We start from the raw sequence: 25157 nt of genomic DNA, 5'->3' as shown, positions 1-25157 counted from the left end.
CCCCCGAGGGCATCTCCGACATCTCGATCAAGCTCACCAGGATTGCCCTGGGTGGGCAGCAGAACTTCACCCGGGAGCTGCGCGAGGGGATGCGGCAGACGCTGAGCCGGGTCAAGGCCGAGTCGGAGGCATAGGTCCGGGGGTCCCAGGTGCTCCCGCCCGGGTCAGCGGGCGCGCCCACCTTCGTCGTACGGATCGGGGACTCCGGCGGGCATGCGGTCGGCTTCCGGGACGACCACCGGCTGGGCGCGTCTGGCGAGCATCCGCCGTTGGGTCATCTCCTCGCCCATGTCGCCGGGCGGGTCGTTGCCGTCCATCCCGACCAGCCACACGAGACCGCGGCCACGGCCCGGCTCGCGGCGCGGGCCCTGGTCGTCGCAGACGAGCGCCACGGCGTAGGTCAGTGAACCGGCCGCCTGCCGTTGTGCCCAGTCGATGACCTGGAGGATGTCGGCGCCGACGACGTCGTAGGTGTCGGTCCAGCCCGAGGTCCCCCTCTCGCCGCTGCCGTGCAGATACACCCTGAAGCGAGGGCTGGAGTCCTCCCAGTTGCTGTCGCGCTCGTCAACCTGGTCAATCCGCAGTCGATCCACCCGGGAAGTCTGGCAGCCGGACGGAGCATCGACCTGGCCGAGACCTCCGATCGCGACTCCCACCGCGGCTCACGAACGCAAGACACGAAGAAAAACGGTCCCCGGCCCACACGGGGCCGGGGACCGTCCCCCCACACTCCAGGCTCAGCGGCGGACGCGGAAGGAGCGCGTCACGGTGTCGCTGTTGCCGGACCGGTCGGTGACCGTCAGCGTCACCAGCTGCGGGCCGGCCTTCCTGAACGTCCTGCGGACGACCTGACCCGTGGCGTCCTCGCGGCTGCCGCCGTTGCCGAAGTCCCAGCTGTAGGTGAGGTCGGCCGGGTCGGTCCGGTCGTCCGTGGTGGCGCCGGCGCTCAGGACCACCCTCCGTCCGACGGTCGGCCTCGCCGGCTGCAGGCTGAACGCGGCCGAGGGGGCGGCGTCGATGCCGGTGTCGGTCGAGCCGTAGCCGTAGTCGAAGACTCCACACCCTTGTCCGATCCGGAAGGCCACGTCGCCGGTCAGGTCGCCGTCGGAGGTGGCGGGTCCCTCGGTGTCGCCCAGCATCGACGTCACGTTGAAGCCCAGGCAGGAGTAGCGGAAGCGCCACGGGTTCGCCACGTCCGAGTAGCGCGAGTCCACCTCGGAGTTGCTCGGGTCCTCGTAGTTGTCGGTGTGACCGATGCCGAAGTCGTTGAAGGCGGAGTCACCGTCGGTCGCGGTGTAGGCCGCGTCGTTCAGGTTCGGTGACGACTCGCCCGGCTCGGGCTGGCTGTCCAGCGGCGACTGGGCCGGCGGGTCGTCGGTCCCGGCGTTGCCGTAACCGTGCGCCTCGTCGGTGTAGACCAGCGACAGACCCGGGGCGAAGCCGATCGGGTCACGGTCGATCTGCCCCTGGCCGTCGAGGTCGAACCCGGACCGGTCCCGCATCTCCAGGTAGTAGGCGTGGTCGGCGGCCGCCTCGGAGCCCGCGGCGACGTACCTCCAGCCCAGGGTGCAGCGCTGCGCGGTGGTGAGGTCCTCGCGGCAGCCGCCGTTGAAGACGCGCGGGTCGTCGGGGCCGCCCGAGGACTCGAAGTCGGTGTCGAGCAGGACCTGCTCGCCCGACGGCGTGGTCGCGGTGACCACGACATCGTCGATGAACCAGCCCGGCCGGGCCACGCCCGGGTCGGAGGAGTAGCTGAACCGCAGCGCACCCTCCGCCTCACCGGCCAGCTCACTGATGTCGTAGCTGTCGGAGAGGAACACCGAGTCCGGGTAGTCCCCGAGCTTGCGGTCCGTCGACTCGCTCCCGGCGGCGTAGGAACCGCTGGTGCCGGTGAGTCCGTTGTCGTACTGCTGCTGGCAGCTGTTGGCGTTCGGGTTGCCGGCCAGCGGGTCGGTGTTGGACGTGGTGTAGCCGTTCTCGGACGGGTTGGACGTGTAGCTCTCGCCCCCGTCGGTGGTGGTGAGGACGAACCCGTAGTCGTAGTCCCACTCGATGTCCCACAGGGACTTGAACTCGAGCTTCACCTCACTGCCCTGCGGCAGGTCGGCCAGGCCCGGGATCGCGAGGTCGAAGTTGCGTCCCTCGGTCGGCGAGCAGCCGAAGTCGTTGGCGGACCCGCTCCACCACGCGTGCGTCCGCGTGGCGGTGTCGCCGGTGTCGAACTTCGCCGGGTCGATCAGCTCCCGTCCGGGCAGCTTGGCGACGTACGCCTGCGAGTTCTGCACGCGGCCGTCGGTCCCCTCGCTCAGGGTGTACGGCGTCCCGTCGGGGGTCTGCCAGCGGATGGTGTCGGTGTCCTGCTTGGAGTCGGTCCATCCGGAGACGGTGGGGGACGTGCCCGGCTTCAGCACCTCGGGCACCACCCAGCCCAGCTCCTGGCGGGAGAAGATGTCCATGTTCTGCGACTTGTCGGTCGCCATCAGGTTCCAGTCCCCGTAGGTCTCCCGGCTGCCGGTGGAGTAGAAGTCGGGCAGCCCGAGCGAGTGGCCGTACTCGTGCGAGATCACGCTGGCCTTCTCGATCGCGGTCTCGGGGTTGACGTTGTAGGGCCCGACCCGGACGAAGACCTTGAGGTCGTCGCCCATGTCGGTGGTGGTGGTATCGGAGTAGTTCTTGTCCGTGTACCAGAGCGGCTGGCCCTCGAGGTTCTTCAGCTGGTCGTCGGTGGTGTAGCCGGGCAGCCCCGTCTCCGGGTCGGAGTAGTAGAACTCCAGCGAGGACGAGTGCGGCCAGACGTTGTCGTACGGCGCATCGGCGTAGTCGCAGCCGGCGGCGCTGAGCTGGGACGAGCCGTGCCCGCCGCAGCCGGCGAAGACGGCCATGAAGAAGTCGACGAGTCCGTCCTTGTCGGTGTCGAAGTCGGAGTAGTCGATCTCCGGGTCGGCGATCACCGCCGCGTCGTAGACGAGCTTGCCCGGGGACCCACATCCGGCGTCGATCTGCTGGAGCGCTCCGATGCCGGCGACGGCGCCGACCAGGGCGGAGCCGTTGGCGTCCGAGCCGTAGTAGGCGGTGTCGCCCGGAAGGTTGTAGACGCCGTTGGAGATCCGGGTCGGGTAGGCAGGTGTCCCCTCGGCGTCCACGGGGGCGTCCTCGAGGGTGGTGCCGGTACAGGTCTGCCCTGCCTCGGCGTTGGTGAAGTCGAAGCCCTGGGCGTAGTCGAAGCCCACGCCGTCGAGGCCGGCCGAGCCCACGGAGGCCTTGGGGTAGAGCTGGCCCAGGGACATCTCCTGGAAGAGGTTGAAGGTCGAGCCCGGCTTCTTCGGGTCGTTGATGACCGCTTCGAGCTCGTCACCGCTGTTGGTGGGCTGGTAGGCGCGGTCGGTGTACTCCACGGGTACGACGGGGAACGGCCGGTCGCCGTACTTGGCGGTGTCGTAGGCCTCGCCGGGCGGAATCACCTTGGGTCCGTGGCTGGAGACCGTGGACCGGGCGCTGCTGGTGTCGAGCACCGCCTTCGTGGACAGGTCGCGCCACACGATGGTGGGCTCCTCCGTCGTGCTGGCGGCGTGGCTCTCGAGGACGAGGGTGGGGTTCTCGCCGGCCGCGATGTCCCCGGGCGTCCAGACGATCTCGTGGGCCGTGACCGGGTGGTCGCCCGGTCCGCGGGCGTCGAGGAAGGTGCTGCCTCGGGGCGCGGTGATGGTGATGGTCGCCCCGCTGACCGTGGAACCGGTCTCGTTGGTGAGCAGGATCCGCGAGGGGTAGTCGTCCCCCGGCTTGACCCAGCCCTGGGAGCTGACGAACGAGTTCTCGATCACGAGTCCGTCGGCGTCGCCCACCGAGCGGGTGCCGGGCGAGGCGGCCGGCGCTGCCGGCGCGGAGGCGGCCTCGGCGGTGAGGAGGGACGGAAGGCCGGCGGAGAGACTGGCGGCGAGCACGGTCGTGACCGCGACACTCGTCAGCCGCCTGGGGTGCAGGGCAGACATGGGCATCCTCGGGAGAAGGGACCGCCGCGCCGAGGGTGTGACGCGACGCACCCCCAACGACCCATGCGCGTCACAGTTACGCACCGGCCGGTCGTCGAGTGTCGTACCCGGCGGTTGAGCAGCGAGCGTGAGCGAGCGTCGTCGAAACCCCGGAACGCACAGCAGGGCGGTGACCGCCGTGGTCACCGCCCTGCCAATGCTTGCGGAGTTTCGACTCGCCCCTCGCGGCTCCTCAGCCGCGGGGTTCGCTCAACCTTCGGGCCACACGAGCGCGCGCTCGTTCCTCACGCGCCCTCTTGGCCCTCGATGAACGCCTCGACCCGGCGGCGGCCCTCGTCGTCGGGCAGCTGCACCGGCGGCGACTTCATGAGGTACGACGACGCCGAGATGATCGGGCCTCCGATGCCGCGGTCCTGGGCGATCTTCGCCGCCCGGATCGCGTCGATGATGATGCCGGCCGAGTTGGGGGAGTCCCACACCTCGAGCTTGTACTCCATGTTGAGCGGCACGTCGCCGAACGCGCGGCCCTCGAGTCGCACGTAGGCCCACTTCCGGTCGTCGAGCCAGGCGACGTAGTCGGACGGCCCGATGTGCACGTTGCGAGCGCCGAGGTCGTGGTCGATGTTGGAGGTGACCGCCTGGGTCTTGGAGATCTTCTTCGACTCCAGCCGCTCGCGCTCGAGCATGTTCTTGAAGTCCATGTTGCCGCCGACGTTGAGCTGGTAGGTGCGGTCCAGCACCACGCCGCGGTCCTCGAACAGCCGGGCCAGGACCCGGTGGGTGATGGTGGCGCCGACCTGGCTCTTGATGTCGTCGCCGATGATCGGAACGCCGGCCTCCTCGAACTTCGCGGCCCACACCGGGTCGGAGGCGATGAACACCGGGAGCGCGTTGACGAAGGCCACGCCGGCGTCGATCGCGCACTGGGCGTAGAACTTGTCGGCCTGCTCCGACCCCACCGGCAGGTAGGAGACGAGGACGTCGGCCCGGGTCTCCTTCAGCACCGCCACCACGTCGACCGGCTCGGCGTCGGCCTCCTCGATCGTCTCCTTGTAGTACTTGCCCAGGCCGTCGAGGGTGTGGCCGCGCTGGACGGTGACGCCCGTGGGCGGGACGTCGCAGATCTTGATCGTGTTGTTCTCCGACGCGCTGGTCGCGTCGGCGAGGTCGAACCCGACCTTCTTGGCGTCGACGTCGAACGCCGCAACGAACTCCACGTCCGAGACGTGGTACTCACCGAACGTGACGTGCATCAGCCCCGGCACGGTCCCGCTCGGGTCGGCGTTGCGGTAGTACTCGACGCCCTGGATCAGGGAGGTGGCGCAGTTGCCGACCCCCACGATTGCTACTCGAACCGAACCCATCGGGTTTCCTTCCTCTGTCACTTCTGCCCGTGTCACGTCTGCCCGGGTCACTTCTTTGTCTTCGCGCCACGCCGCTTCGGCGGTCGGTCCGGCGGGACGACCGGGTGCTCGATCGACGACTCGCTGCCGGTGCGTTCGGCGTTGATGAGGTCGGAGAGCCAGCGCACCTCGCGCTCCACCGACTCGACGCCGTGACGCTGCAGCTCGGCGGCGTACCGGTCGACTTCCTTCTGTGTCATGGCCAGCTGGTTCTGCACCCGGTCCAGCCGCTCCTGGAGGCGGGTACGTCGTCCTTCGAGAACCCGGAGCCGGATCTCCATGTCGGTCTGGCCGAAGAACGCGAACCGGATGTCGAAGTTGTCGTCCTCCCACGCCGTGGGACCGACCTCGGACATCAACCTCCGGAACTCCGCCCGGCCCTGCTCGGTGACCTGGTAGACGATGCGCGGACGCCGGGTGACCGGCGTGGTCGTCGCGGCGACCTCGGCGATGAGGGCGCCGCGGAGCATCTTCTTCAGCGCCGGGTAGAGCGACCCGTAGGAGAGGACGCGCCCCCATCCGAGCATGAGGTTCAGCCGCTTGCGGAGCTCGTAGCCGTGCATGGGTCCCTCGTGCAGCAGTCCGAGGACTGCCAGCTCGATGGTCTCTCCACGACGTGCCACGCGACCTATCGTAGCGATACATCGCGCCGCGCGGTAAACGAACCCGTCCCCGCGTGGGAACGGGCGGCAGGAGGGGTTCGGCGGGTGGCATGTGGCCGATCTCGCGTCCGCGAGGACTTCGCCCGCCCCCGGCGTGTTGCGTACCCTGTACCGAATGCGCCGGACGCGCCGTGTCCGGCGCGGACGCACGAATACCCCTGAAGTCTTCCTCCGGAGTCTCAACCTTGAGTGGAAAGCGCCGGGCCGCTGGTCCTGCAGTGACCAAGAAGTCCCAGCGACCCCTGAGCAACCGTGACCGGGCCAAGAAGGTCGGCAAGTGGGTGTTGATCGTCGGCCTGGTCTTCTCGCTGCTCGGGGCCTCGGCCTTCGTGGTCGCCTACGTCGTCACCGACGTGCCCGATCCGAACGAGGACTTCCAGACCCAGACCTCCTTCGTCTACTACAACGACGGCAAGAGCGAGCTCGGCCGGTATGCCACGCAGAACCGCGAGTCGATCACGCTCGACGAGATGCCGGACACCATCCAGGACGCCGTCGTGGCCGCCGAGAACCGCTCCTTCTGGACCGACCGTGGCATCGATCCCCGAGGCATCCTGCGGGCCGCCTTCAGCAACGCCCAGGGCAACGCCACCCAGGGCGCCTCGACGATCACCCAGCAGTACGTCAAGATCCTCTACCTCACGCAGGAGCAGACCCTCGAGCGCAAGGTCAAGGAGGCGATGCTCTCGCTGAAGCTGCACAACCAGCTGGACAAGCGCCAGATCCTCGAGGGCTACCTGAACACCATCTACTTCGGCCGCGGTGCCTACGGCGTCCAGGCAGCCGCCAAGGCGTTCTTCGACGTCGAGGCCAAGAAGCTCGACCTGCGACAGAGCGCCGTGCTGGCGACCGTGCTGAACAACCCGACCAAGTACGACCCCGCGAACGGCAAGCAGGCCCGGCGCGACCTGAAGGCCCGCTACGACTACGTGCTGTCGAGCATGGCCGACACCGGAGCGATCTCCGCCGGCCAGGCCGACCGTGCCCAGCGCCGGCTGCCGAAGTTCCCCAAGCTCGAGGCCGAGAGCCAGTTCGGAGGACAGCGGGGTCACGTGCTGACCATGGTCCGCGACGAGCTGGTCCGCCTCGGCTTCAGCGAGGACGAGATCGAGGGCGGCGGTCTCCGGGTGACCACCACGTTCTCCAAGAAGGCCATGGTCGCGGCCGAGCAGGGCGTGCTCGAGGCAAAGCCGGAGGGCTTCGGCGACAAGGAGCTGCACATCGGTGTCGCGAGCGTGGAGCCCGGCACCGGCGCGGTGCGTGGCATCTACGGCGGTCAGGACTACCTCGACTCCCAGATCAACTGGGCGATCTCCGGTGGCCAGGCGGGCTCGACGATGAAGCCCTCGGCGCTGGTCGCCGCGCTTCGCGACGGGTACTCGCTCAAGGACACGTTCGAGGGCAACTCCCCGATCGTGCTCGACGACGGCACCGACTTCGAGAACCAGGGTGACGAGGACTACGGCTCGGCCATCTCGATGATCACCGCGACGGAGAACTCCGTGAACACCGCGTTCATCGACATGACCGACAGCATGGAGAACGGGCCGAAGAAGGTCCTCGACGCGGCCGAGGACCTCGGGCTGCCGCCGGCGAAGCCGACCTCGCGGAAGGCGCCCGGCTTCCCCAACTCGAGTCCTGGCCTCGAGCCGACCGCGGGTGTGGCCCTCGGCAGCGCGACGGTCAGCCCGATCAACATGGCCAACGCCTACGCCACGCTGGCCAACGAGGGCGAGGCCTCGGAGCCGTACATCATCGAGAAGGTCGTCGACCGCAACGGAGAGACCCGCTACACCCACAAGGTGCAGAGCGACCGGACCGTCGACGCGGACATCGCCGCCGACGTGACCTACGCCCTGCAGCAGGTCGTGGAGAGCGGCTCGGGCACCGCGGCGCAGGGTCTGGGCCGGCCGGTCGCCGGCAAGACCGGCACCGCGACCAACGGTGACGGCGAGGTGTCGTCGGCCTGGTTCAGCGGCTACACCCCCCAGCTGGCCACGTCGGTGATGTACGTCCGTGGCCAGGGCAACGAGCAGCTCCAGGGCTGGCTCCCGTCGTACTTCGGCGGCGACTATCCGGCCGAGACCTGGACCGCGGTGATGCAGCGGGCCATGGAGGGTCTCCCCATCGAGGAGTTCCCGCCACCGGCGTTCGTGGACGGCGACGCCCCGGAGGAGGGCCACGTCCCGTACACGCCTCCGCCCACGACGACGTTCTCTCCGGCGCCTCCGCCGTCGAAGAAGCCGACCAAGGAGCCGACGACGGAGGAGCCGACGCCGACGCCGACGCCCACTCCGACGCCCACGCCCACGCCCACGCCGAAGCCGACCCCGAACCCCACTCCGACGCCGCCCGGACAGGAGACAACACCGCCGGGCCAGCAGGGGACGGTGCGGGAGCGAGCCGCGTGATCGACACGTGATCGACGACGACCGGGTCCACCCCACCCGCGACGACCCGGTCGGTACCAGTCTGAGCGAGTCTCTCGGGGGGCCTCTCGGCCCCCGCGCCGGCCGGCACCCCTGGTGGACGCCGGTCCGGGTCGTGCTCGCCATGACCGCCCTGTGCTTCGCGCTGGGGATGGTGCAGAAGGCGCCCTGCTTCGCGGACTCCTGGCAGGACGGCGATGCCCGCTACACCTACATGTGCTACTCCGACCTGCCGTATCTCTACACCGGGCGGGGGCTGGCGGAGCTGAACTGGCCCTACACCGACGACGACCAGGTGCGCGGACGCTACGAGGTCATGGAGTACCCGGTCGGGATCGCCTACTTCGCCTGGGCGACCGCCTGGGCCACGCACTGGGCGAACGGGTCACCCGACATCGAGCCCCGGTACGCGATGCCGGCCGACTCCCTGTTCTCCGACGAGGAGGTCGCCGGCGAGGTCCGTCTGTTCGTCGTGCTCAGCGCCCTCGGATTCGCGTTGGCGGCACTGCTGTCCGCGTGGTTCCTCACCCAGGTCAACCCGCGCCGGCCGTGGGACGCCGCGCTGTTCGCGCTCTCACCCGCACTTGCCCTCACGGCCCTGATCAACTGGGACCTCCTGGTCGTCGTGTTCGTGGCGGGGGCGATGTGGGCGTGGGCCCGGGACCGCCCGGGCCTGGCCGGCGCCCTGATCGGCCTGGGAACCGCGACCAAGCTGTTCCCGCTGCTGCTCCTGGGCGGACTACTCGTGATCTGCCTGCGGAACCGGCGGATGCGCGACTTCTGGGCCGCCGTCGGTGCGGCGGTGGCCGCCTGGGTGCTGGCCGACCTCCCGGCGTACCTGACCGGGAGCGAGCAGTGGCAGGTGTTCTGGACGTTCAACGCCGACCGCGGCGCGGACCTCGGCTCGATCTGGCTGGTGATCTCCGAGTCGCTCGACGCCACGTTCGACCCCGGCACCGTCAACGTCGGCTCGTGGCTGTTCCTCGGCGCCTGGTGCCTGGGGGTGCTCGTCCTGGGACTGAAGGCACCCCAGACCCCGCGCCTGGCGCAGCTCGGCTTCCTGATCGTCGCCGGCTTCCTGCTCGTCAACAAGGTCTACTCACCGCAGTACGTCCTGTGGCTGCTGCCCCTCGCCGTGCTGGCCCGGCCGCGCTGGCGCGACCAGCTGATCTGGCAGGCGGGTGAGGTCTTCTACTTCGCGAGCGTGTGGTGGTACCTCGGCGGCGACCTGGACCCGGCCGGGGGCGGGGACGCCGGCTTCTACTGGCTGGCGATCCTGGTGCGGATGCTGTGCGAGCTGTGGCTGGTCGGGGTGGTGGCGCGCGACGTGCTGCGACCCGAGCTGGACCCGGTCGACCGGGATCAGCCGATGACCACCCGGTCGAACGTCGTCGCGGTGTAGCGCACCCGCACCCCCAGCTCCTCGCCGACCTCGGGGACCTTGGGCCCCCGGGGGAGGAACAGCATGGATGCCTGCATGTGGGGTGGCTCGGCGAACAGGCGCTGCTTGCCGTCGACGGTGTACGGCGACCGCACGAACCCGACCGCGTCCATCCCTCCCCGGGCGAGGGTGGCCGCCCGGGACCGCAGTGACGACTCGCCCATCGGTGACTCGAGACCGATCCCGTGGGCGGTGCCGCCGCTGACGATCAGCAGGTGGCCCGACTTGGGGGCGGCGCGGCCGCGGTAGCCGAAGACGTCGCCCCGCTCCACCGGATGGACGTCGAGCACGGTCGCCGTCACCGTCAACGCCTTGCGGTCCCCGAGCCAGAGGCCGGTGCCGATCCGCGGGCGGAAGGTGAAGCCGGGGTGGCGACCCTTGAGCGCCTCCAGCTCGGCACCGGTGAGGTGGCTGACCCAGAGGGTCGTCGTGTCGTCCTGGAGGCCCGACTCGAGCAGGTCGTCGACGAGGTGGTGGACCTCGGTGAGGTGGGACTCCCGGGCGAGGGGCAGGTGGAGCGCGACCCCGGCCAGTCCGCCGCGCCGGTCGTCCGGCCAGGTGAGCTCGCGCAGCCGGGACGGGGTGAGCCCGTGCCGCTGCATGCTGGTCAGCAGCTCCAGGACGTAGCGTGCCCGCGGCTCCCGCTCCAGCAGTCCGAGGAGGTCCTCGGGGCGCCCGATCGTGTGGATCACCCGGCCGGCGTACGCCGGGTCGAGCTCCAGGGCGGCGCCGAAGGGTCGCCAGGGCGTGAGCACGAGCAGGTCGCCCGCGAAGCGGGACGCGACCTCGGGCAGCTCCTCGTAGGTGCCCACCGCCAGGGTGTCGCACCCGAGCCCCTGGTCGGCCAGCCACTGGGCCCGGCGGGCGAGCCGGCCGAGCCCGAAGCCGTAGCCGTTGCCCTTGGCGACCGGCACCAGGCCCGGGGTGGCCTCGGCGACCGTGTGCAGGTGGCTGCGCCAGCGCTCGCCGTCGACGGTGAGGGTGAGGCTCATGCGCGCTTCATGTAGAGGTCGAACGCCCGGTAGAGGAGGGGGCGCAGGGGGAGGTCCCACTCGCCGACGTACTCGACGGCCTCGCCGCCGGTGCCGACCTTGAACTGGATCAGCCCCAGGTGCGGGTCGTCGGACTCGAGAGTGTCGGTGATGCCGCGGAGGTCGTAGACGTCGGCGCCGGCGGCGAGGGCGTCGCGCATCATCGCCCACTGGACGGCGTTGGAGCCGCGCACCTCGCGCTTCTCCGTCGAGGAGGCCCCGTAGGAGTACCACGCGTGGGCTCCCACCCGGATCGCGATCGTGGCCGCGACCAGGTCGCCCTCGTGCTCGGCGAACCAGAGCCGGATCCGGTCGGGGTCCTCGGCGCTGAGGGCGTCGTACATGGTCTGGAAGTAGGGCAGCCCGCGCGGGGTGAAGTGGTCACGCTCGGCGGTGTGCACGTAGAGGTCGTGGAACCGCTTGAGGTCGGCGCGCGCGTCGCCGGGGTCGGCGGCGTGCACGACGACGCCCTCCTTGGCGGCCTTCTTGATGTTGCGGCGCCACTGCTGGTTCATCCCCTTGAGGACGTCGTCCTCCGTACGGCCGGACAGCGGGACCCAGAAGACGTACTGCGGCTGCCCTGCGGCGAAGCCGCCCTCGACGGACTGCGGCCTCCACCCGAGTGCCTCGAGCTGGGACACCACCCGGGCGCCCGTGTCGGAGGTCTCCAGCGGCGGGACCTGCCCGAGGCGTCGTACGCCGTCGTCGGCGATGCCCTCCTTGACCTGGGCCGCGCTCCAGCGGCGCGTGATGACGGGCGGGCCCATCCGGATCCCGAACGCGCCTCGGCCGCGCAGGTGCCCGGCCAGCGGCTCGAGCCAGGCGGCGAGGTCGTCATCCGCCCAGTCGATGACCGGCCCCTCGGGGAGGTAGGCGAGGTACCGGCGCAGCTTCGGCAGCTGGCGGTACAGCACCAGTCCCGCCCCGACGAGCTCGTCGCCCCGGAACCAGCCGAGCGACTCCCGCCGCCACTCCGACTTCACCAGTCCCCAGGCGGGGGTCTGCAGGAAGCTGGCCGATCGCCGCCCCCGGATGAAGCCGAGGTGCTCGGACTCGGGAATCTCGCGGACGCTCAGCACGGCCCCGAGGCTACCGGCCGCCGTTGAGTTGGGGATTGGTGACCGTCGAGTTGGGGATCCGTGCGCGGTTGGTGAGCGGGAAGCCCCAATTCGAGGAGCGGGAATCCCCAACTCAACGTCAGAGGCGGTCGCGGAGCCAGGTGAAGTCGGCGCGGTGCTCGTCGGCGCCACCGGGGGTCTCGCACACCACGGGGGCGCCGGCGTCGCGGACCACGGCCGCGAGCAGGTCGGGGTCGATCCGGCCCGCACCGAGGCTGGTGTGCCGGTCGGCGCCCGAGTCGAAGTCGTCGCGGCTGTCGTTGCAGTGGACCAGGTCGATCCGTCCGGTCACCCGTCGTACGTCGTCGACGACCGTCGCCAGGTCGTTGCCCCCCGCGTGGGCGTGGCAGGTGTCGAGGCAGAAGCCGACCATCTCCGACCCCTCGGCGGCCGCGATCGCCTCCCACACCCGGGCGATCCGGTCGAGGTGGCGGGTCATCGCGTGGTCGCCGCCGGCGGTGTTCTCGATCAGCAGCGGCAGCTTGAGGTCGGTCGCCTCGATCGCCTTGCGCCAGTTGTCGAACCCGGTGGCGAGCTCGTCCTCCGACCCCACGTGGCCCCCGTGGACGATCAGCCCCTTCGCCCCGATCTCGGCCGCGGCGTCGACGTGCTTCTGCAGGAGCTTGCGGGAGGGGATCCGGATCCGGTTGTTGGTCGTCGCGACGTTCACGATGTACGGCGCGTGGACGTAGAGGTCGATGCCGGCCGCCGACGCGTCGTCGCGGAGCCCGTCGGCACCGCCGGCGTACCGGACCTCGGGTCCCTTGTAGCCCTGCGGGTCGCCGAGGAAGAACTGCACGAGGTCGGCGTCGCGAGCGGCCGCCTCGCCGACGGGGTCGGTCTGGTCGATGTGGGCGCCGAGCCGGAGGGTCATGCGGGGTCCCGGCGGAGGCGTGAGCGCAGCGAGCGGCTTCGTGGGGTGCTCATCCCGCCATGCTAGAGAGCGTCGCCGACGCCAATTCTCTGGACCCCGGCTGTCACTGTTAGCATCGGGCGTTCCTTCGGGTACCCGCCCTGCCGACGCAGGTCGACGTACCGGAACCGCCGCCTCCGGGTGGCGCAACGCAACGCCCTCCTGCCACGGAGAGACCGTGGTCGCCGAGTCCAGAGGAGGTGGGACCGCTGTGCGTGCCTACGAAGTGATGGTCATCCTCGAGCCGAGCCTCGAAGAGCGGACCATCGAGCCGTCGCTCGACAAGTACCTCAACGTCATCCGCAAGGACGGCGGCAACATCGAGTCCGTGGACGTCTGGGGACGCCGCCGGCTCGCCTACGAGATCGCCAAGAACGCCGAGGGCATCTACGCCGTCATCTCGCTCGCGGCCGAGCCGGCCACGGTCAAGGAGTTCGACCGCCAGCTCAACCTCAACGAGTCGGTGCTGCGCACCAAGGTGACTCGTCCCGAGGTCCACTGATCCACGGAACAGATCAGCCGGGCGGATCAGCCCGGCGGATCGGCACTGTGGATCGGCCCTTCCGCCTGTCGGCGCCGCAGGCTTTGATGGGGCGAGACCGTGACCTCACCGAATCAACCTAGGGAGACCTGACATGGCAGGCGAGACCGTCATCACCGTCGTCGGCAACCTGGTCGACGACCCGGAGCTGCGCTTCACCCCCTCGGGTGCGGCCGTGGCCAACTTCCGGATCGCGTCCACGCCGCGCACCTTCGACAAGCAGACCAACGAGTGGAAGGACGGCGACGCGCTGTTCCTGACCTGCTCGGTCTGGCGGCAGGCGGCTGAGAACGTCGCCGAGTCCCTCCAGAAGGGCATGCGGGTCGTGGTGCAGGGCCGCCTGAAGTCGCGGCAGTACGAGACCCGCGAGGGCGAGAAGCGCACGGTCTTCGAGATCGACGTCGACGAGGTCGGCCCCTCGCTCAAGTACGCCACCGCCAAGGTCACCCGCACCCAGCGCTCCGGCGGCGGTGGCGGGTACGGCGCCCAGCAGGGCGGCGGCCAGCAGGCCAACGACCCGTGGGCCACCCCGGCCTCCCAGGGCGCGCCTGCCGGCCAGTCCGGCGGCGGCGCGGACCCGTGGGGCGCACCCGGCGTGGGCTCCGACGAGCCCCCGTTCTGATCACAACCCACTACACAACAACGTCAACAGCCACCATTCCGGCGTCAGCCGGGCTCTGAAAGGAGAGCACCACAATGGCGAAGGCAGTGATTCGCAAGCCGAAGAAGAAGGTTTGCCAGTTCTGCAAGGAGAAGGCGACCGGTGTCGACTACAAGGACACCGTGCTGCTCCGCAAGTTCATCTCGGACCGCGGCAAGATCCGCGCCCGCCGGGTGACCGGCAACTGCGTCCAGCACCAGCGCGACGTGGCCATCGCGGTCAAGAACGCCCGCGAGATGGCGCTGCTGCCCTACACGTCGACCGGTCGCTGAGGAGGACGGGACACATGAAGCTCATCCTGACCCAGGAGGTCACCGGCCTCGGTGCCCCCGGCGACGTGGTCGAGGTCAAGGACGGCTACGGCCGCAACTACCTCGTGCCGCGCGGCGTGGCGATCCGCTGGACGCGTGGCGCCGAGAAGACCGTCGAGTCGATCAAGGCGGCCCGCGGAGCGCGCTCCGTGCGCGACCACGACCACGCGGAGGAGATCCGGACCAAGCTGGAGGCCGAGCCGGTCAGCATCAAGGTCCGCGCCGGTGAGGGCGGGCGCCTGTTCGGCGCCGTCACCGTCACCGAGATCGCCGACGCCCTCGCCGCCACCAGCGGCGAGCAGGTCGACAAGCGCACCATCGCGGTCGAGCACCCGATCAAGTCCCTCGGCGCGCACGAGGTCACCGTCAAGCTGCACGACGAGGTGTCCGCCACGGTGGCCCTCAACGTCATCCCGGCCTGAGCCCCGCGCCTGCTGGACAGGTGGTGAGTCAGCCCGTGGCCGGTGGTTCGGCCGCGGGCTCGACCGCCCACGGGCGCCCGGAGTAGGCGAAGAGCAGGCAGATCAGGGCGATCAGTACCAACGTCGCCCCCAGGTACGCCGTGACCTCGAGCGTCCCGACGCCGGCCCCGAAGACGATGACGGGCAGCACCGCCGCGAGCACGAACCCGGCCATGGCCAGGCGCAGCCAGGATCCTGCCCGTGGGTCCTCGGCCGCCATCGCGACGGCGGCGAGCGAGTGGCACAGCAGGGCCGCGAAGCCCAGCTGCGGAAGGTTCAGCGCCCAGCCCAGCGAGGGGTGGATGGCGTAGGCCGCGTCGCTGAAGCCCGGCAGCCACAGCGGCACCGACACCGCCCCCGCGAGCCACGCCAGCGTGGTGAGGCCGCTGCGGCGGGGCACGTCGGACGGCAGGCCCCGCACCCCGAGGATCACCAGGAGCCAGCCGACGGGATCCGGCAGCGCGTCGTACCCCCCGACGAGCGGGGCGGTCAGGGCGACGACGACCAGCCCCATCGCGATGGACTGGAGCGGCCGCATGGCGGCAAGCGTAGGGCCCGGTCGCGTGACTAGCGGACTGCCGTGGCCCCGGTCCGCAGCCAGGCGTCGCCCCGGGCGCGCCTGGTGAGCACCACGAAGCGGGCACCCATGAAGACCACGGTGAAGGTGACCCAGACCGCCAGCAGGCCGCCACCGGCGGCCACCGCGACCAGGACCGCCGGGACGTAGGCCGCCAGGGTCGCCAGTCCGCCCCAGGCCAGGTAGGTGCCGTCGCCGGCACCGATCAGCACGCCGTCCAGGACGAACACCACCCCGGCCACCGGCTGTCCGAGCGCGGCGATCAGCAGCACCGCCACCAGTCGGTCGTGGACCTCGGCGTCGCCGGTGAACAGCGGCCCGAGCAGCGGGCTGGCGGCGGCGAGCAGCAGTCCGGTGACCACGCCGCTCACCACGCCCCAGCGGACCATGCGCGCGGTGACCTCCCGGGTCCCGGCGACGTCGCCGGCGCCGAGGTAGCGGCCGGTGATGGCCTGGGCCGCGATGGCGATGGCGTCGAGGGCGAAGGCGAGGAAGGTCCACACGGTCAGCGCGAGCTGGTGGGTCGCCAGGTCCACCGCCTGCTCGCGGGGGCCGGTCGCGCCGAGGGTGACGGCGTACGTCGTGAGCAGGAGCGCGGCGCGCAGGGTGAGGGTGCGGATGACCAGCGCCACCCCGGCATGGGCGGCGGCCCGGATGCCCGGGAGGTCCGGAGCGAGGCCTGCCCCCTCGCGGCGGGCCGCGCGCACCACGACGGCGACCAGGGCCGCGGCGCTGGCGACCTGGGCGAGCACGGACCCCCAGGCGGAGCCGGCGAGCCCCAGGCCCTCGACCGGTCCGGCGCCGTAGACGAGCAGCAGGTTGAGCGCCACGTTGAGGGCGTTGCCGGCCACGGCCACGACCAGCGGCGTGCGGGTGTCCTGCAGGCCGCGCAGGATCCCGGTGGAGGCCAGCATGACCAGCAGTGGCGTGGTCCCGAGGAAGGCGATCCGCAGGTACGTCGTCGCGGGCCCGGCCACGGCGGCGTCGGCACCGAAGAGGCCCACCAGCTGCTCGGTGAACAGCATGCCGGGGACGGTGACCAGCACGCCGATCAGCACCGCCAGCCAGACCCCGTCGACGCCCTGGGTGAGGGCCCCCCGCAGGTCGCCGGCGCCCAGCCGCCGGGCGACGGAGGCGGTGGTGCCGTAGGCGAGGAAGACACACAGGCCGACCGCGGTCTGGAGGACGACCGCCGCCACGCCCAGGCCGGCCAGTGGCTCCGTGCCGAGGTGGCCCACGATCGCGGCGTCGGCGAGCAGGAACAGCGGCTCCGCGACCAGCGCGAGGAACGCGGGAACCGCCAGGCGCACGATCTCGCGGTCGTGCCCGCGGGTGTCGGAGCGGGTGAGGGCCACCCGAACAGACTAGACCCCCAGTAATGGCCACAAGGCACCTCTGCCCATGACGTGGTCCAGACACGGGACTGTGCATGAGTGGTGGGCTTCTGTGGGAATCCCGGCGGACTCCCCGCCGTGTCGACAAACCAACATGGAAATCCCGGATGGCGGTCAGGTGAACGCCGACTTCACCGGGAGATTTTCCTCCACACCTCGGGAGAGACGTTCCCGCAGGTCACGACCGTGTTCTTGCCAACGAAGCAGCGAGTATCCACAGGCATATCCCCACGCTGTGCACATCCCGTGGTCGGTTCCCCACGGGTTCGCCCCGGTTATCCCCAGGGGGCTGTGGACACGCGGGTTCAGATTCCCGCGTGCGCAGCGTAGGTTCCGGCGGGGCGCCGGACAGGGGACGAACGCCGACATGACCCGCGAGGGTGGTGTCGGCCCCTCCCCCTAGGGTCGGCGCACGCCCGACGTCGTCAGCGCACCAGTCACCCGAGGAGGCCGCCCGTGAGCGTCACCGATCACGACGCCCCCGGCCTCGCCGACCCCGGATTCGACGAGTGGGGCGACGGTCCGGCGAGCTTCGCCCCCGGCGAGGCGCCCTCACGTCCGGGCGACCGTACACCCCCCCAGGACAACGCCGCCGAGCAGAGCGTCCTGGGCTCGATGCTGCTGTCCAAGGACGCCATCGCCGATGTCGCCGACATCGTCCGCGGCGTCGACTTCTACCGGCCCGCCCACGAGGTCATCCACGACGCGATCATCGACCTCTACGGACGAGGCGAGCCCGCCGACCCGGTCACCGTCGCCGCCGAGCTGCAACGGCGCGGCGAGCTGCAGCGGGTCGGCGGGGCGCCCTACCTGCACACGCTGTCGGCCAACGTGCCGATCGCCGCCAACGCCGCCTACTACGGCGAGATCGTGCGCGAGAAGGCCGTGCTGCGCCGGCTGGTCGACGCCGGGACCCGCATCGTCCAGATCGGCTATGCGGGAGAGGGCCAGGTCGACGACGTGGTCGACCAGGCGCAGGCCGAGGTCTACAAGGTCACCGACCGTCGCGCGGCCGAGGACTACGCGCCCCTCTCCGACATCATGGACGGCGTCCTCGACGAGATCGAGGCCATCGGCAACCGCGAGGCCGGCCTCTACGGCGTCCCCACCGGCTTCGCCGACCTCGACGACCTGACCAACGGTCTCCACTCCGGCCAGATGGTGATCGTCGCGGCGCGACCCGCCATGGGCAAGTCGACGCTCGCCCTCGACCTGTGCCGGGCGGCGTCGATCCACAACAACCTCACGAGCTGCTTCTTCAGCCTCGAGATGACTCGCTCCGAGATCACCATGCGGCTGCTCTCTGCCGAGGCGAAGGTGCCGCTCAACGCGATCCGCAACGGTCAGATGAGCGACGAGGACTGGGGCAAGCTGGCCCGCAAGATGGCCGAGGTGTCGTCGGCGCCGATGTTCATCGACGACTCGCCCAACATGACGATGATGGAGATCCGGGCGAAGGCCCGCCGGCTCAAGCAGCGCCACGACCTCAAGCTGATCGTCATCGACTACATGCAGCTGATGACCTCAGGCAAGAAGGTCGAGTCCCGCCAGCTCGAGGTCTCGGAGTTCTCCCGGCAGATCAAGCTGCTGGCCAAGGAGCTCGAGGTCCCGATCATCGCCCTCTCCCAGCTCAACCGTGGTCCCGAGCAGCGCAGCGACAAGCGGCCGATGATGAGCGACCTGCGCGAGTCGGGCTCGCTCGAGCAGGACGCGGACATGGTGATCCTGCTCCACCGCGACGACGTCTACGAGCGAGAGTCGACTCGCCCGGGCGAGGCCGACCTGATCGTCGCCAAGCACCGCAACGGTCCGACCCGCGACATCACCGTCGCCTTCCAGGGCCACTACAGCCGCTTCGTCGACATGGCCCACTGACCCAGTCGTCGCCCGCGTTCATCGGCACTTTCGCCCCGGTCCGTCGACAGGAGCCGATACTGGGGTGCATGACCGGCGGCCCGGCCGAATCCGCGACGGGGCCCCACGCGGTCACGTGGAGGAACTGGTGAAGGCGCTCGAACAGCTGCAGGCGGTCATCGCCGTGGCGGTGCTGCTGGTGGTCGTCGTGGTCTGTGCGCAGCGGGCGTTCGGCTGGCGACGCGACCGGCGCACGAGCACGACCAGCAACCCGTTCGAGGTGATGACCGAGCTCTTCAGCCCAGCCCGGCACGCCACGATCATGGAGCTGCGCAGCCAGGAGGAGCAGGGTCCCGTCACGCCGGTCCCCGACGACCCGACGGCCGAAGACACGACGGGCACCGGCGATCCGTCCAGCGCCTGACCCCGGGTGACGATGAGAACCCGCCGTCGCTCTGGTCACTCCCTGTACCGGAACACTCACCACCACCAGCCGAGGAGCGCCTGATGTCCCTCACCCGGGTCCACAACCTGTCCATCTCCCTCGACGGTTTCGCCACGGGTGAGCCCCAGTCGCTCGAGGCGCCCTTCGGCCATGCCGGGGAGCGGCTGCACGAGTGGATGTTCGGCACCCGGTTCTGGGGTACCGGGGGCACGGCAGGTGTCGACGACGCCTTCGCCGAGCGCCACGGGCACGGCATCGGCGCCGAGATCATGGGCGCCCACAAGTTCGGGCCGCCCGGCTGGCAGGACGACCCGGACTGGACGGGCTGGTGGGGCGCGAACCCGCCCTTCCACTCGCCGACGTTCGTCCTCACCCATCACCCGCGGCCCCCGATCGAGATGGAGGGCGGCACCACCTTCCACTTCCTCGACGCCACCCCGGGCGAGGCCCTGGCGACCGCGCGGTCAGCCGCCGGCGGCCAGGACGTACGGATCGGGGGTGGCCCCACCGTCGTCCGCGACTTCGTCGCCGCCGGGCTCGTCGACCACCTGCACCTGGTCCAGGTCCCGATCGTGCTCGGGCGGGGCGTCCGCGTCTGGGACGGCCTGGAGGCCCTCGAGGACGTCTACGACATCGAGGCGACCTCCTCGCCCAGCGGCGTCACCCACCTGACGTTCACGCGGAAGGCCGCCGCATGATGCACCCATGAGTGGTGAGCTGCTCGCGGTGTTCGGGCTGGCGATCGCGTGTGGGCTGGGCTGGTTGCTCGCGGAGGTCGTCGGCCAGTCGATGGCGGAGGGCGCGAAGGACGCGGCGTTCCGGCGCCCGTCGTTCGCCCTGCGCCGCCGACGTCACCGGGGGCTGATGACGGTCGGCTCCGTCAGCGGCCTGCTGGCGTGCACCTCGTGGTTCATGTGGCTCGCCGTCGTCACGAACGATTTCGAGGACGACGCCGCGGACGCCCGGATGTTCCTCGCGCTGGGCGTCGGCTTCGGCCTCGGTGCGGTCACGCTCCTGACGGCCTGGTGGCGCCTGGCCGGACGACCACCCCGCTAGCAGCGACGTCCCGCGCGGGTCAGAGGAACTCGTCGAGCGCCACGAGCAGCCGGTCGATCTCCTCCGCCGTGTTGTACGGCGCGAGCCCCACCCGCAGGGCAGGGTCGTCGAGGTCGAGCGCCCGGAAGGGCTCGTAGGCGTAGAAGGATCCGGCCACCGCCACCACCTTCCGCGACGTCAGGTGCGTCTGTGCGTCGCGCGCGTCGCGGCCGCCCAACGACATCAGGAAGGTCGGGGTCCGCTCACGGGCCCTCGAGTGCAGGGTGACCGCGTCACCGAAGCCGTCGAGCCCCTCCTGCAGGCGGGCCCGGAGCGCCGTCTCGTGGTCGTGCATCGCGGCCATGGACTGCGCGAGCCGCTCGCGGCGGGTGCCCGCAGCTCCGGGGTCCAGGGCGGCGAGGAAGTCGACGGTCGCGGCCGCGCCGGCCAGGATCTCGTAGGGCAGGGTGCCGAGCTCGAACCGTTCCGGCACCACGTCGGGGGAGGGGACGAGCTTGTCCGGGTGCAGGGACTCGAGGAGCTCCGGGACGCCGGCCAGCACGCCACAGTGGGGACCGAGGAACTTGTAGGGGGAGCAGACGAACAGGTCGGCGCCGAGCGCGGGTACGTCGACCAGGTGGTGGGCGGCGTAGTGGACGCCGTCGACGAACACCAGGGCGCCGAGCTCGTGGGCCTGGTCGGCGATCCGTCGGAGCGGCGGAATCGTGCCGACGACGTTCGAGGCGGCGGTGACCGCGACCAGCCGGGTGCGGTCGGAGAGGGCCAGCTCGTAGGAGTCGAGGTCGAGCTCGGTGGTGGCCGGGTCGATCTCGATCCAGCGCACGGCGACGCCGGCTCGTTCGGCGGCCTGGACCCAGGGACGGACGTTCGCGTCGTGGTCGAGCCGGCTGAGGACGATCTCGTCACCGGATCGCCAGGTCTTGGCCAGGTGCCGCGAGAAGTCGTAGGTGAGCTGCGTGGCGCTCCGGCCGTGGACGATGCCCTCGGCCGGCATCTTGAGCAGGTCGGCGTACGCGGCCCGGAAGCCGTGCACGGCGTGCTCGGCGTTGAGGTCGGACTCCCCGAAGGTGCCGCGGTTGGACAGCGGACCGGTGAGCGTCGCCGTGATCGCGTCGGCCACCGGGGTCGGCGTCTGGGTGCCGGCCGGACCGTCGAAGAACGCGAGACCGCTCGCCAGGGCGGGAAAGTGTGCCCTCAGTGCGGTGGGATCAAGAGCCATCCGGCGCCTTTCTGCTCGCGGCTGGCCCACCAAGGTCTCACAGGGCGCAGCGGCCCGCGTCAGTCCTCGGTGGTGACGCGCAGTACGACGCGCTCCCGGTCCCCTTCGTCCTGCAGGCTGTAGCCCACCGCCGCGAGCGGCTCCGCGTCCGGACGATCCGACGGGCTCACCGACCGGTCGAGCCAGTCGCCGGCATCGAAGTTCAGGAAGAAGACACTGGCCGCGTCTGCCGCGTCGGGGACCGCGTGGGTGAATCTCCCCGTCCCGGTGAGGCCGCCCGGGCCCGCGAGCCGGTCGAGGTACTCGCTGTTGGCACCGACCAGCACGTCGTCGCCGACCCGTCGCCACTCGAGCGCGGTGCGGTCGGCTCCGGCCAGCTTCTCGAGCGCCGCCTCGACGTCGTCGGCGTTGCCGGAGATCCGGGCGGCCACGCCCGCCCTGGTGGGATCCATGAACAGCCGGTCCGGGTCGAACCCGGCACCGACCGACACTGCGACGGAGTCGCCGCCGAGAGCCTCGACGTCCGCCACGGTGAGCCCGGTCTGCTGCTCGAACGCGGCCGCCGCATTTCGGTCCGGCTGCCCACCGAACGGCATCGACGCCTCGGCGAACCGCTGCACGAAGGCCTCGCCCCAACCGTCGCGGAACCCGGCGTTCAGCGCCGCCGCGGTGTCCGTCGGGAGGTCGCCGAGCACGTCGTCCCCGGCGGTGCCGGCGAGGAGGTTGCCGGTCGTGCCCTCGATCCGGTCGGAGACCACCTCCAGCTCCAGGGCACCGTCGTCGAACCGGACGACGCCGCCGAGACCCGCGAAGCTCATCAGCGCTGCTCGCTGGTCCGCGGGGATCGAGGGCTTGGGGAACTCCGCCTGGGACCACTCCTCCTCGTCCACCACCACCTCGCCCTGGTGAGCCGGTCCGGGTGCTGCCGCGAAGTGCTTGCGGGTGAAGGCCTTCTGCTCGGCGGGGGTCATCGTCTCGAGCTGGGTGAGCTGCTTGTCGAGCTCGGCCTCCGACGCCAGGTGACCGCCGCCCCCGCGCCTGCCCGGCCGGACCGTCGAGGAGGCCTCCATCGCGTAGGCCTCGCCGGATCCGTAGTCGGCCGCGCCGGCGACGGCGAAGGCTCCCATCAGCATGCCGAGCGGGTCGAACCCGCCCACCGGGGTGATGTAGCCGTACGGGCTGTCCTCGATGGCCGACACCAGGGCAGGACCCGCCTCGGGTGCGGCGTACAGGGTGACCACGCCCGGCTCGCCCGCGCGCCCGGTCCAGTCCTGGAACTCGGCGTCCTCCGCGAGCGGCGAGCCCGCGGCGTCGCGCAGGACGGCGTCGGCCACCTCGTCCGACTCGGCGAGCACCGCCCACTGGTCGCCGAGGGCATACCCGAGGTCTCCGTCGGCACAGCGCGCGAGCCGCTCGAGGCCTCCCACCGCCCGGTCCCGGTCGCCGACCTGGACGACCGCCACCGGCTGGGGGCCACCCTCGTCGACGAACGCGAAGGCGAACCGGGTGCCCATCCAGGGCTCCACGTCGTCGTACCCGAGGTCGCACGGCAGGTCGGTGCGGACCTCGTCGAACACGTTCTCGCGCAGGTCTCCGGCGCTGGTGAGTCCGGCGTCCTTCTCCAGCGAGGGGAACTTGCGGAGGAAGCCGAGCGCCGCCAGCTTCTGACCCCCGGCAGGGTCGAAGTCGACCGCGACGTAGGCCAGCGTGCTCGCCGGCAGGGACTCCGCCGGCTGTGCGCCCTGTCCCATGAACGACTGCCAGGCCCACACCGCGCCGGCTGACGCCCCGAGCACGGCCAGCGCACCCACGCCGGCGACCATCCGGCGCCGCCGGCCGTGTCCACGCTCGGTCCGGGGGAGTCGCTCGCCCCGGTTCGGCTCCAGCTGTTCTGCCGCACCGCCCGGGGTGTGCTCGCTCATGGCCGGTTCTCCCGTTCTGCACGGTCGATCCGCGCCGGTTGATGATACGCCGCGCCCGGCACCCCCGTCCGGTGTCCGGCAGAGGATGTGGTCTCGGGGTGGACACTTGCTCCATGGTCGACGTCGATCCCGAGAGCTTCGAGGTGATGGTGAGCGAGGCGCTCGACGGCATTCCGGTCGAGCTGGGCGAGCTGATGAGCAACGTGGCGGTCACGGTGGACCACGACGGCGGCCGTCCGGGACTGCTGGGGCTCTACCAGGGAGTCCCCCTGACCCGACGGTCGCGGCTCTACGCCGGCGCCCTGCCTGACCGGATCACGATCTATCGGCGTGCCATCTGCGCGATGTGCAGCAGCGAGGCCCAGGTCGTCGAGCAGGTACGGCGGACGGTCGTCCACGAGGTGGGCCATCACTTCGGGATCGGCGACAAGCGTCTTCGTGAGCTGGGGTGGTGAGTGATCGCCCGCGCGCGTGACCTCCACGGAGGCCTGCTCGTTGAGGGGGTCATGTCACTGCCTCGGGCCGGGGCACGCGCCCTCGTCGCATTCCCGTTCGCCTGCCTTCTCGCGGGCACTGCCCTGATCGCCACCTCGCTCATCGGCTGGTCCCTCGACGTCGACGCAACGCCGGTGGACCGGGTCCGGGACGACCTGGGGCTGCTGATCACCTCGGCGATCGCGGGAGGCGCCGCGGGGGCTCTCGTGGCGTGGGCGTTCACCACCAGGGCCGCGCTGCTGGCTGCGGGCGCCCTGGTCGGCATGACGCCCGCCTTCATCCAGGCGAGCGCCTACTTCACCGGCGCGTACTGACCGGGCGCCTCCTGACCGGACTCCGCCGGACGACGGAGCCTGACCACGTTGTCGGTGCGGGTGCCCGAGACGCCGTCCGGTGAGGTCATCTCGACCTCCACCACCCGGGCTCGCTCCACCCTCCAGCCGTCGAGGTCCAGCGACACCAGGACGTCGTCGGCGCTCGGGAAGGTGACCTCCGGCAGGGGGTCGGTGTGCCACGAGGGGTGGCCCTGGTGCCCGATCACGAGGAGGGTGCCGCCCGGAGCGACGGACGCCGCGGCCCGGCGCAGGACCTTCTCCCGGGGCAGCTCGACGGGCGAGTGCAGGTAGGCGGTGGTGACCAGGTCCCACTCCCCGGCGGGCAGCCCGCCGTCGAGGTCGGCCTGCAGCCACTCGATCCGGTCGGCCAGCCCGGCCGCCTCGGCTTCTGTCGCGGCGTGGGCGAGTGCGGCCGAGGAGATGTCCACGCCGGTCACCGTCCAACCCTGCCGGGCGAGCCAGATCGCGTCGGCCCCGGCACCGCAGCCGAGGTCGAGGGCGGTGCCCCGGACGGCCGGGGCCTGCGGGCCGGTCAGCTCCGAGACCATGACCTGGTTGGGCCGGCCGCTCCACGGCTTCCGGCCGGGACCGTAGAAGGCCTCCCAGAACTCGACCGGGTCGGCGGGGTGCTCCCCGTGGGTGTGGCCACCCCGGCGGGCCTCGACCGCCAGCCCGGTCTCCTCCATGACCAGGTCGGCGTTGATCTGGGCGCCGGCGAAGGCGCCGCCGGCTGCGGCGCCACCCACCTGCGCGGAGAGGTCGGTGACGTTGCCGGCCACCCACACCCCGGGTACGTCGGTGCGGCCGGTCGGGTCGCCCGGCACGTACTCGCCCATCCCGCTCGGGTGCTCGACCGTGGTCAGTCCGAGGTCGCCGAGGAACCCGGCTCGCGCCACCATC

Annotated in this window: 24 protein-coding genes; 12 read left to right on the top strand and 12 right to left on the bottom strand. The window is 71.0% G+C overall.

The features are described 5' to 3' along the window. Positions 1 to 164 precede the first annotated feature (164 nt). The 4 genes from VFN12_RS13290 to VFN12_RS13275 form a co-directional block, all read right to left on the bottom strand. Positions 165 to 593, bottom strand: coding sequence for a hypothetical protein (locus tag VFN12_RS13290; protein ID WP_325119190.1), 429 nt, complete (start codon positions 591 to 593; stop codon positions 165 to 167). Positions 594 to 737: 144 nt separating this feature from the next. Then, positions 738 to 3989: a PKD domain-containing protein gene (locus VFN12_RS13285; protein WP_325119189.1), complete on the bottom strand. Its 3252-nt coding sequence runs from the start codon at positions 3987 to 3989 to the stop codon at positions 738 to 740. Between the two features lie 284 nt (positions 3990 to 4273). Further along, positions 4274 to 5353 (bottom strand): inositol-3-phosphate synthase, encoded by a 1080-nt coding sequence (locus VFN12_RS13280; protein ID WP_325119188.1) that lies wholly within the window; start codon positions 5351 to 5353, stop codon positions 4274 to 4276. A 47-nt stretch (positions 5354 to 5400) separates the two neighbouring features. Beyond that, positions 5401 to 6015: a PadR family transcriptional regulator gene (locus tag VFN12_RS13275; RefSeq protein WP_325119187.1), complete on the bottom strand. Its 615-nt coding sequence runs from the start codon at positions 6013 to 6015 to the stop codon at positions 5401 to 5403. A 257-nt stretch (positions 6016 to 6272) separates the two neighbouring features. On the opposite strand from VFN12_RS13275, the gene VFN12_RS13270 reads away from it, so the two are divergent. Further along, positions 6273 to 8465 carry a transglycosylase domain-containing protein gene (locus VFN12_RS13270; RefSeq protein WP_325119186.1) on the top strand — a complete coding sequence of 731 codons (2193 nt, stop codon included), beginning with the start codon at positions 6273 to 6275 and terminating at the stop codon, positions 8463 to 8465. A 7-nt stretch (positions 8466 to 8472) separates the two neighbouring features. After that, positions 8473 to 9885 carry a glycosyltransferase family 87 protein gene (locus VFN12_RS13265; protein WP_325119185.1) on the top strand — a complete coding sequence of 471 codons (1413 nt, stop codon included), beginning with the start codon at positions 8473 to 8475 and terminating at the stop codon, positions 9883 to 9885. Here the strand turns inward: VFN12_RS13265 and VFN12_RS13260 are convergent. From VFN12_RS13260 to VFN12_RS13250, 3 genes are all read right to left on the bottom strand, one after another. Beyond that, complete coding sequence (locus VFN12_RS13260) at positions 9846 to 10916, bottom strand: alanine racemase (protein ID WP_325119184.1); 1071 nt, start codon at positions 10914 to 10916, stop codon at positions 9846 to 9848. The genes VFN12_RS13265 and VFN12_RS13260 overlap by 40 nt on opposite strands. Then, on the bottom strand, positions 10913 to 12031 hold the full coding sequence (locus tag VFN12_RS13255; RefSeq protein WP_325119191.1) for a lipid II:glycine glycyltransferase FemX: 1119 nt from the start codon (positions 12029 to 12031) through the stop codon (positions 10913 to 10915). Before VFN12_RS13255 ends, VFN12_RS13260 begins: the two co-directional genes overlap by 4 nt. Before the next feature lie 121 nt (positions 12032 to 12152). Continuing rightward, complete coding sequence (locus tag VFN12_RS13250) at positions 12153 to 12947, bottom strand: deoxyribonuclease IV (RefSeq protein ID WP_325119183.1); 795 nt, start codon at positions 12945 to 12947, stop codon at positions 12153 to 12155. A gap of 250 nt (positions 12948 to 13197) precedes the next feature. On the opposite strand from VFN12_RS13250, the gene rpsF reads away from it, so the two are divergent. From rpsF to rplI, 4 genes are all read left to right on the top strand, one after another. Beyond that, entirely contained in the window at positions 13198 to 13488 is a 291-nt protein-coding gene (rpsF, locus tag VFN12_RS13245; protein ID WP_325119182.1) for a 30S ribosomal protein S6, read from the top strand. 133 nt (positions 13489 to 13621) lie between these two features. Next, positions 13622 to 14149 (top strand): single-stranded DNA-binding protein, encoded by a 528-nt coding sequence (locus VFN12_RS13240; RefSeq protein WP_325119181.1) that lies wholly within the window; start codon positions 13622 to 13624, stop codon positions 14147 to 14149. Positions 14150 to 14223: 74 nt separating this feature from the next. Continuing rightward, on the top strand, positions 14224 to 14460 hold the full coding sequence (gene rpsR, locus VFN12_RS13235) for a 30S ribosomal protein S18 (RefSeq protein WP_325119179.1): 237 nt from the start codon (positions 14224 to 14226) through the stop codon (positions 14458 to 14460). Positions 14461 to 14474: 14 nt separating this feature from the next. After that, positions 14475 to 14921, top strand: a complete 447-nt coding sequence (gene rplI / locus VFN12_RS13230; RefSeq protein ID WP_325119178.1) for a 50S ribosomal protein L9 — start codon at positions 14475 to 14477, stop codon at positions 14919 to 14921. 28 nt (positions 14922 to 14949) lie between these two features. Here the strand turns inward: rplI and VFN12_RS13225 are convergent, their stop codons facing one another. Continuing rightward, a complete protein-coding gene (locus VFN12_RS13225) occupies positions 14950 to 15498 on the bottom strand; it encodes a hypothetical protein (protein ID WP_325119177.1) in 549 nt (182 codons plus the stop codon). A 29-nt stretch (positions 15499 to 15527) separates the two neighbouring features. Then, the gene (locus tag VFN12_RS13220) at positions 15528 to 16892 is read right to left on the bottom strand and encodes an MATE family efflux transporter (RefSeq protein ID WP_325119176.1); all 1365 of its coding nucleotides are present in this window, start codon (positions 16890 to 16892) and stop codon (positions 15528 to 15530) included. Positions 16893 to 17387: 495 nt separating this feature from the next. On the opposite strand from VFN12_RS13220, the gene dnaB reads away from it, so the two are divergent. The 4 genes from dnaB to VFN12_RS13200 all read left to right on the top strand — a co-directional run bounded on the left by dnaB (position 17388) and on the right by VFN12_RS13200 (position 20286). Beyond that, entirely contained in the window at positions 17388 to 18806 is a 1419-nt protein-coding gene (gene dnaB / locus VFN12_RS13215; RefSeq protein ID WP_325119175.1) for a replicative DNA helicase, read from the top strand. Between the two features lie 127 nt (positions 18807 to 18933). Further along, positions 18934 to 19209 carry a hypothetical protein gene (locus tag VFN12_RS13210; RefSeq protein ID WP_325119174.1) on the top strand — a complete coding sequence of 92 codons (276 nt, stop codon included), beginning with the start codon at positions 18934 to 18936 and terminating at the stop codon, positions 19207 to 19209. A gap of 83 nt (positions 19210 to 19292) precedes the next feature. Continuing rightward, positions 19293 to 19928: a dihydrofolate reductase family protein gene (locus tag VFN12_RS13205; RefSeq protein WP_325119173.1), complete on the top strand. Its 636-nt coding sequence runs from the start codon at positions 19293 to 19295 to the stop codon at positions 19926 to 19928. A 7-nt stretch (positions 19929 to 19935) separates the two neighbouring features. Further along, the gene (locus VFN12_RS13200) at positions 19936 to 20286 is read left to right on the top strand and encodes a hypothetical protein (RefSeq protein ID WP_325119172.1); all 351 of its coding nucleotides are present in this window, start codon (positions 19936 to 19938) and stop codon (positions 20284 to 20286) included. A gap of 19 nt (positions 20287 to 20305) precedes the next feature. Here VFN12_RS13200 and VFN12_RS13195 read toward each other — a convergent pair whose 3' ends face one another. Next, complete coding sequence (locus VFN12_RS13195; protein WP_325119171.1) at positions 20306 to 21505, bottom strand: cysteine desulfurase-like protein; 1200 nt, start codon at positions 21503 to 21505, stop codon at positions 20306 to 20308. Between the two features lie 59 nt (positions 21506 to 21564). Continuing rightward, on the bottom strand, positions 21565 to 23427 hold the full coding sequence (locus VFN12_RS13190) for a hypothetical protein (RefSeq protein WP_325119170.1): 1863 nt from the start codon (positions 23425 to 23427) through the stop codon (positions 21565 to 21567). A gap of 113 nt (positions 23428 to 23540) precedes the next feature. On the opposite strand from VFN12_RS13190, the gene VFN12_RS13185 reads away from it, so the two are divergent. Both VFN12_RS13185 and VFN12_RS13180 read left to right on the top strand, forming a co-directional pair. Beyond that, on the top strand, positions 23541 to 23882 hold the full coding sequence (locus VFN12_RS13185) for a metallopeptidase family protein (RefSeq protein ID WP_325119169.1): 342 nt from the start codon (positions 23541 to 23543) through the stop codon (positions 23880 to 23882). Between the two features lie 51 nt (positions 23883 to 23933). Next, the gene (locus VFN12_RS13180; protein WP_325119168.1) at positions 23934 to 24236 is read left to right on the top strand and encodes a hypothetical protein; all 303 of its coding nucleotides are present in this window, start codon (positions 23934 to 23936) and stop codon (positions 24234 to 24236) included. Here VFN12_RS13180 and VFN12_RS13175 read toward each other — a convergent pair. Next, positions 24215 to 25157, bottom strand: a 943-nt coding sequence (locus VFN12_RS13175; protein WP_325119167.1) for a class I SAM-dependent methyltransferase, incomplete at its 5' end; no start/stop codon positions are given. The two genes, VFN12_RS13180 and VFN12_RS13175, sit on opposite strands and share 22 nt — an antisense overlap.

This window comes from Nocardioides sp., from assembly GCF_035703625.1.
Classification (GTDB): Bacteria; Actinomycetota; Actinomycetes; order Propionibacteriales; family Nocardioidaceae; genus Nocardioides.
Note: the sequence above shows the minus strand (reverse complement) of the source record. Positions and strands in the feature narration are given on the sequence as shown.